This window comes from Peribacillus sp. P4_C12 (genome assembly GCF_056402095.1).
The window spans coordinates 1-7247 of sequence record NZ_JBFUIB010000174.1; the positions used below are offsets into that span (position 1 = coordinate 1).

Below are 7247 nucleotides of genomic sequence, written 5' to 3' on the forward strand. Positions count from 1 at the left end.
CGGCCCTGGAATGGGATTCGGCCCTGGAATGGGATTCGGCCCTGGAATGGGATTCGGTCCTGGAATGGGATTCGGCCCTGGAATGGGATTCGGTCCTGGAATGGGATTCGGTCCTGGAATGGGATTCGGCCCCGGCATGGGATTTGGCCCTAGAATAGGATTTTGAGKATTGGGTTTCCCGGCATGGGTATGGGTATTGAGAAAGTCAGTAAATATTAAATTAACGAATAATATCTAGATGATGCTGTCCAAAAGAAAACTTTTGGGTAGCGTTTATGCTTTAATTTTTTTATCTAGCTTATTAAGCTAACGAGTGGCGTTGGTTCAAGAAGAAGACCAACTCAAAGAGAAATATGGTTTAGCGTTTCTTTCTATGATTGTAATTCGAGTGGAAAATAACGAAAAAACCGCAAAGTATACAGAAAAACATTATAGATTTTACTAGTTTAATTCAAGCAGAAATCCATTTTGATATATATATATTTAGTTAAAAAGTGAGCATTTATGATTTTTCAGCAAGAGCGTATTAATGGTTAGGAAGTTTCTTTAGGGCAATTTAAAGGTGAGGGACCTTATTATCAATGATATTGAGAAACTTCTATAACTGTAAATCGAATATAATATTTAACGCTTGGATTTTATTCCAGGCGTTTTATTGTTCATTAAATAGCTGTGTAGTGAAAGAAGGATTTAAGCGGAATGTGCTATAGCCAGTTTAAATAGTATAAGCAAATAGAATAATGGGTAGAGGTAATACAAATGAACAATTATTCGTATTACAAAAGAGGGTGTAGTTATGGAGGAAAATAAAAAACTGAAATCCGAGCTAGGCAGTAGGGCAGTAGATGTTATTGAAAATGTAGCAGGAACATTTCCTGGGTATCGGCGCGCGCATGCAAAGGGGAATGGCTATGAGGGGGTTTTTACCCCTAACGGAAAAGCGGCTCCAATAACGGTGGCAGCGCACCTTCAGAATGAAGCAGTGCCGGTAACTATTCGTTTTTCAAACAGCTCCCCAATCCCCAGTCATTCTGATGCTCTTTCACCTGTAAAGGGAATGGCTGTCAAGTTTCAATTACCGGACGGAGAGGTGACAGATCTTATCACTGTGACCATTCCGCTATTTTTTGCGAAAACACCGGAAGCGTTTGTTGATATTGTCAACTTTTTCAAATCTGCAAAAGATGGTTTTCCAAACCTAAAAGAGCTTGCAACAATATTTATAAAATACCCAGAATGCAAAGCGAGTCTTCAAATGCTAAAAGAAATGCGTTCACCTGCCAGTTTTTCAACGTGTCAGTACTATTCTATTCATGCATTCTATTTCATTAACGCGGATGGAAGACGTCAGGCCATCAAGTATCAGTGGGAACCAGATGCCGGTCTGAGTATGCTGGCAAAAGAGGAGGTAGCCATGCTTTCGTCAGATTATTTGAATGAAGATATGGAAGAGAGGCTCCAACAAGGTCCAATAGGCTTTAAATTGAACATCCAATTAGGAGGAGAAAATGATCCAACTGATGATCCAACCGTGGTTTGGTCCGTAGATAAACAGGTAATCACGGTCGGGCATTTATCCATTACAAAAAAATTGGATTCTTTTGCAGATAATTTACTGTTTGATCCAACTAATATCACCACTGGCATTGAGTGCTCGGAAGATCCGATCTTACATTTTCGCCATAGTGTATATGCCGTTTCATATGATCGACGCACACATGACCAATGAATGAATTCATGAAAAAGAGAAAATCCTTACTATTGGGATTTTCTCTTTTTTCGTGAGTCTACATTTTCCCTGATCTAAAAATGGTATAAAGCATTAGTAAGAACATCAGGGTTGCAACGACAAATCCGATTTCAATAACTGGTATTTTCCAAAGAAGAAGAGTTTCCCCTCCTATTGCTGAGCCGATAATGAGGCCGACCATGATTATGCTAAAGGCGAGCAAGATAATACTGAAAGACAACCGGTTCGAGATTTGATCAAGTTTATGTAAAAACACCTGAAGCTCGGGGATATTGATATCTAATCGCAATTTTCCTTTTTTAATAATACCGGTTACTTCTCTAATATCCTTCGGAAGTTCGGCCATGGCTTCTGCAGTCTCGACAAATTGATTCCAAGTGTTCTTGGCGATGTTCTTTGGATTATAGCGTTCTTTTAACAACCTTTCTCCAAAAGGTTCAGCAGCCTTCATAATACTGAAATGAGGATCTAATTCCTCGATAATGGCTTCCATGGTAAGCAGAGCCTTACCTAGCATCGTGAATTCGGGAGGGATTTGGACATGGTGCTGATTAGCAACTGTAAACAGGTCATTGACCGCTCCGCCTAAGCTAATCTGGCTCAATGGGATGTCATAATATTTAATTCGCAATTCATCAATATCATATCTTAACGCAATCATATCGGTTTCGTCTGTAAGAAGGCCCATATCGGAGAGTGTCTTAATCAGTCCATTGGTACTTCCCCGTTTTAGATTGATGACAAGTGATGCGAACTGAAATTTCATCTCATCCTCCAAACGCCCTACCATACCGAAATCCATGAGTGCGACGATATTCCCCGGCAATATGACGATATTGCCAGGGTGCGGATCGCCGTGATAAAAACCATCAATTAAAATTTGTTGAAGCATAGAATTCGCTAATCTTTCCGCTATTTTTCGACGATCATAGCCTTCATCATCAAGCTGCTTATAATGATTGATCTTAATGCCTTGAATAAAGTCCATGGTTAAGACTCTTTTTGTTGAAAATTCCCAATGAATCCTTGGTATCTTAATCCCTTGATTATTCATGAATTGTTTGGCTATTTTTTCCCCGTTTCGCCCCTCGGAGTTATAATCGAGTTCTGCCCGCAGTGATTTAGCGAATTCATCAATCATTTTTCTGATTTGGTATCGTCGCCCCCAAGAAATGCGTGCTTCCATCAGTCTTGCTAAATCATCGAGAATTTCCAAATCCGTTTCCACTGTCGGCAGAATATCAGGCCGCTGAACTTTGATTGCTACCACTTCCTGTGATGGAAGCCGTGCAACATGAACCTGCCCAATCGAAGCGGTTGCAAGAGGGAGTTCATGAAATTCGAGAAAAAGGTTCTCTAAAGAATCACCCAATTCATCTTCAACAATCTTTCTTACCTTATCAAATGGAAAAGGTGTGACTTGGTCCTGCAATTTTTCAAGTTCACGGACAATTTCTTCCGGAACGAAATCACGCCTTGTACTTGCAATCTGACCAAGCTTTATGAATGTAGGACCCAAGCTTTGTAAAATCGTATGCAACCGCTCCCCAATTGAACGAAGGTTCAGGTTTTCATCGGGTTGAAGTTTCGAAGCGGATTTGCTTTCAGATAATCCCAAACGGTATATGAAATAACCAAAGCCATTTTTCAAAAAGGCATTAATGATCTCCTGGTAACGTTGTGCGTGTTTCAGTCGCTTGCCAAACATTCAAGTTCCTCCAGATCACGGTTGTATGTTTTGGTTTTTTTGCTCTAAAATTACTATCCGACGTTCTAATTCCCGAACTTCTTCTTTGGTTGCCAGATTCAAACCATTAAGTGCTTGATTGACCTTAGCTTTGACGGACTCATCCAGTTGTTTTTGGGCTTGTTCACCTTTTTCAACCCATTGTTTAATAAGATCTTTAGAGTCTTCTTTACTGATATCCCCTTTTTTCACAAGAGAGTCAACTGCTTTTTCAATTTGTTCTTTTGTAGCAGCGGCAGCACCTAAGCCTAAGGAAAACACATTTTTTAATAAGTCCATTTTTACATTCCTCCAATATAAGATTTTTTACACTGTAAGAAAGATAATAGTGGGTGCTCTTCACCCTAGTTAAACCATGATGTTTCTATTATCATACATCATTAAGGACTACTACTAAAATATAATGGGTTTTATTGATTGTTGATTTTTGATAATAAAGTAAAAGATATGACATATATTTTAGCGATGTGTTTGAAGAGAAGCTATTTGGATATTATGATAGGAAAAAAGTTTGTAGCGAAAGAGAGGAAAAATAATGAGTTTTACCAAAAAAACAGTGATTATAACAGGTGCTTCTAATGGAATAGGGAGAGGCGTCGCGAAAGAATACGCAGAAAATGGTGCTTCGGTCGTTCTGGCAGATTTGGACGAGCAGGAGGGTGTACGGTTTGTAGAGGAACTCAAAAAGAAAGGGTATGAAGCGTTATTCGTAAAAACGGATGTTCGGAAGGAGGCTGACATCCTTCAATTGATGGACGTTACTCGAAAAACATACGAGACAGTTGATATATTAATTAATAATGCAGGGAAAGCTTTATTCAAATCTCTATATGATCTGACGATTGAGGAATGGGACGATATGATGAATACGAATTTGCGAAGTGTTTTTCTTTGTTCCCGGGCGGCAGCAACATACATGCGAGATAATGAAATGGGAGGGGCAATCATCAATTTGGCATCAACAAGAGCAATTATGTCAGAGCCGGATTCGGAATCCTATGCCGCAACAAAAGGTGGAATCGTTGCTCTAACTCATGCACTCGCTGCTTCGTTCAGCAAAGAGAATATTACGGTTAATTCGATTTCACCGGGGTGGATTGAAACGGGGGATTATGAAGCGCTAAGTGATAAGGATCATAAACAGCATTTTTCCAATCGTGTTGGTAAACCAGAAGATATTGGAAGGGCCTGTCTCTATTTGACAGCATCAGAAAATGATTTCGTTACCGGTGTTAACCTTATCGTCGATGGCGGGATGACAAGAAAAATGATATACGAGGAATAACCCTATTTTCTTCGATAGAGATATTGCAGTTCAGTTCCCAGCTCCCGGTTGAGAAGCTGTTCCATTTCTTCAAGCTCTTTAGTGCCAACAGGGGCATCAGCAGCTGTCCATTGTATGGTATATATAAAATAGTAATCTTTTATTTTTCGGAAAATAACAGGAGAGTTCGGAAATTGATCGAAAATTGCTTTGATATTATAGCGTCTCATGTAGGCCCACTTAACAAGCTGCATCTAGCTATCCATCCTTTTCATAGACCGACCTATGACTGTCAGAGTGGCAGCCATAGGTCCGGTTATTATTTATCGTTGAATAAATTGAATAAACCTTTCGCTATACTGCCTTCGTCAGAAGAGCCGCCATTTTGCGGCATAGCAGCAAATACACGGCTGGCAAGACGGCTGAACGGCAATGATTGTACCCAGACGGTCCCGGGTCCTTTTAGAGTTGCGAAAAATAAACCTTCGCCTCCAAATAAAGCCGTTTTTACGCCTTTTACGAACTCGATATTATAATCCACGCCGCTAGTCATAGCCACTAAACAGCCTGTATCAACACGTAAAACCTCACCTGCAGCCAATTCCTTTTTATGGATCGTGCCACCAGCATGAACGAAGGTCATTCCGTCGCCTTCAAGTTTTTGCATGATGAAGCCTTCACCGCCAAAAAAGCCTGTTCCTATTTTTCTTTGAAACTCAATTCCGACAGATACACCTTTGGCAGCTGCTAAGAAAGCATCCTTTTGACAAATGATTTTTCCGCCGAGCTCACTCAAATCCATGGGAATGATTTTACCTGGATAGGGTGAAGCAAAGGAAACGCGTTTTTTATCATACCCTTCGTTTGTAAAAGCGGTCATGAAAAGACTTTCTCCGGTAAGAAGTCTTTTACCAGCACCAAAAAGCTTCCCCATCATTCCGCTATCACGGCTTGATGACCCATCACCAAAGATAGTTTCCATCTTGATTTGATCTTCCATCATCATCAAACTTCCTGCTTCGGCGATTACTGTTTCTTGAGGATCTAATTCCACTTCTACAAACTGCATATCATCACCATGTAATTTAAAATCTATTTCATGATTGTTCATTTACTATTCCTCCAATCTTAACTATTTTTATTGTAAAAGATATTCTATAAATCTGCCAATATTTTTCAATCTATAGCTGGCACTTTTCTATATCTTTTATTTTCAGGGATATATCGAGTAAAATGAAAATATTAAAACAGCATGACACTGAAGATGAAATAGATCTTTTTGTGTAGGAGGAGACAACGATGGAGACATATATATTATCATTGGACCAAGGAACAACAAGCTCTCGGGCCATTTTATTTAATAAAAAAGGTGAAGTTTTGCATATTGCCCAAAAGGAATTCACCCAATATTTCCCGAATCCTGGTTGGGTAGAGCATAATGCCAATGAAATTTGGGGTTCTATTTTATCAGTCATCGCTTCCTGTCTATCGGAAATGAATGTAAAGCCGGAACAGATTGCGGGAATCGGTATAACGAATCAACGGGAAACGACGGTGGTTTGGGATAAGGAAACAGGACAGCCTGTTTATCATGCAATCGTTTGGCAATCCCGACAGACCAACGAAATCTGCGAGCAATTGAAGAAGGATGGTCACAGTGATTTATTTTCACAGAAAACGGGTTTGTTGATTGATGCTTATTTTTCTGGGACAAAGGTGAAATGGATTCTCGATCATGTAGACGGTGCTCGGGAAAAGGCAGAAGCCGGGGACTTATTGTTTGGCACGATTGATACGTGGCTGATATGGAAGCTTTCAGGTGGCAAAGCCCATGTAACCGATTATTCGAATGCTTCGAGAACGCTGATGTATAACATTCATGATTTGAAGTGGGACGAAGAAATTCTCGAAATTTTACAGGTGCCTCATTCAATGCTGCCGGAAGTTCGGCCTTCTTCAGAGGTCTATGCGAAAACTGTCACACATCATTTCTTTGGACATGAAATTCCGATTGCTGGAGCAGCAGGAGATCAGCAGGCCGCATTGTTCGGCCAAGAATGCTTTGAAAAAGGAATGGCTAAGAATACATACGGCACCGGGTGCTTTATGCTGATGAATACAGGAGAACAGGCAGTGAAATCTGAACATGGTCTGTTGACTACGATTGCATGGGGCCTGAACGGGAAAGTCGAGTATGCATTAGAAGGCAGTGTTTTTGTCGCAGGTTCAGCAATACAGTGGCTTAGGGACGGATTAAAGATCTTGCAAGAATCGAAAGATAGTGAAATGTATGCAAAGCGGGTTACCTCAGCGGATGGGGTCTATGTAGTCCCTGCGTTTGTTGGACTTGGTACTCCTTATTGGGATAGTGATGTCCGAGGAGCGGTTTTCGGGTTAACAAGGGGGACTTCGAAGGAGCATTTCGTCCGGGCAACATTGGAAGCATTAGCCTACCAGACAAAAGATGTCCTTAGCGCCATGGAGGT

General features: G+C 40.5%; 7 protein-coding genes and 1 pseudogene. 4 read left to right on the top strand and 4 right to left on the bottom strand.

Annotated elements, in window-relative coordinates:
* Positions 1 to 340: 340 nt before the first annotated feature.
* Together AC1DUW_RS17635 and AC1DUW_RS17640 are read left to right on the top strand one after the other, a co-directional pair.
* Positions 341 to 491 (top strand): annotated as a pseudogene (locus AC1DUW_RS17635) (DUF4279 domain-containing protein); the annotation flags it as partial.
* A 305-nt stretch (positions 492 to 796) separates the two neighbouring features.
* Positions 797 to 1729, top strand: a complete 933-nt coding sequence (locus tag AC1DUW_RS17640; RefSeq protein WP_477643087.1) for a catalase family peroxidase — start codon at positions 797 to 799, stop codon at positions 1727 to 1729.
* Positions 1730 to 1787: 58 nt separating this feature from the next.
* Here AC1DUW_RS17640 and AC1DUW_RS17645 read toward each other — a convergent pair whose 3' ends face one another.
* The gene (locus tag AC1DUW_RS17645) at positions 1788 to 3458 is read right to left on the bottom strand and encodes an ABC1 kinase family protein (protein WP_053344855.1); all 1671 of its coding nucleotides are present in this window, start codon (positions 3456 to 3458) and stop codon (positions 1788 to 1790) included.
* Between the two features lie 15 nt (positions 3459 to 3473).
* Positions 3474 to 3776, bottom strand: coding sequence for a phasin family protein (locus AC1DUW_RS17650; protein WP_056527847.1), 303 nt, complete (start codon positions 3774 to 3776; stop codon positions 3474 to 3476).
* Between the two features lie 256 nt (positions 3777 to 4032).
* Here AC1DUW_RS17650 and AC1DUW_RS17655 point away from each other — a divergent pair, with 256 nt between their 5' ends.
* Positions 4033 to 4782: a glucose 1-dehydrogenase gene (locus AC1DUW_RS17655; protein WP_053344857.1), complete on the top strand. Its 750-nt coding sequence runs from the start codon at positions 4033 to 4035 to the stop codon at positions 4780 to 4782.
* Positions 4783 to 4784: 2 nt separating this feature from the next.
* On the opposite strand, the gene AC1DUW_RS17660 is transcribed toward AC1DUW_RS17655, so the two are convergent.
* On the bottom strand, positions 4785 to 5015 hold the full coding sequence (locus tag AC1DUW_RS17660) for a hypothetical protein (protein ID WP_098177509.1): 231 nt from the start codon (positions 5013 to 5015) through the stop codon (positions 4785 to 4787).
* A 65-nt stretch (positions 5016 to 5080) separates the two neighbouring features.
* On the bottom strand, positions 5081 to 5872 hold the full coding sequence (locus AC1DUW_RS17665; RefSeq protein ID WP_477643088.1) for a TIGR00266 family protein: 792 nt from the start codon (positions 5870 to 5872) through the stop codon (positions 5081 to 5083).
* Positions 5873 to 6060: 188 nt separating this feature from the next.
* Here AC1DUW_RS17665 and glpK point away from each other — a divergent pair.
* A partial coding sequence (gene glpK, locus AC1DUW_RS17670) for a glycerol kinase GlpK (protein ID WP_477643089.1) occupies positions 6061 to 7247 on the top strand: 1187 nt, incomplete at its 3' end.

Bases quoted from the DNA above. Each gene is read 5' to 3' on its own strand.
- AC1DUW_RS17645 (WP_053344855.1), bottom strand. From the start codon at position 3,458: ATGTTTGGCAAGCGACTGAAACACGCACAACGTTACCAGGAGATCATT.
- AC1DUW_RS17640 (WP_477643087.1), top strand. From the start codon at position 797: ATGGAGGAAAATAAAAAACTGAAATCCGAGCTAGGCAGTAGGGCAGTA.
- AC1DUW_RS17665 (WP_477643088.1), bottom strand. From the start codon at position 5,872: ATGAACAATCATGAAATAGATTTTAAATTACATGGTGATGATATGCAG.
- AC1DUW_RS17650 (WP_056527847.1), bottom strand. From the start codon at position 3,776: ATGGACTTATTAAAAAATGTGTTTTCCTTAGGCTTAGGTGCTGCCGCT.
- AC1DUW_RS17655 (WP_053344857.1), top strand. From the start codon at position 4,033: ATGAGTTTTACCAAAAAAACAGTGATTATAACAGGTGCTTCTAATGGA.
- AC1DUW_RS17660 (WP_098177509.1), bottom strand. From the start codon at position 5,015: ATGCAGCTTGTTAAGTGGGCCTACATGAGACGCTATAATATCAAAGCA.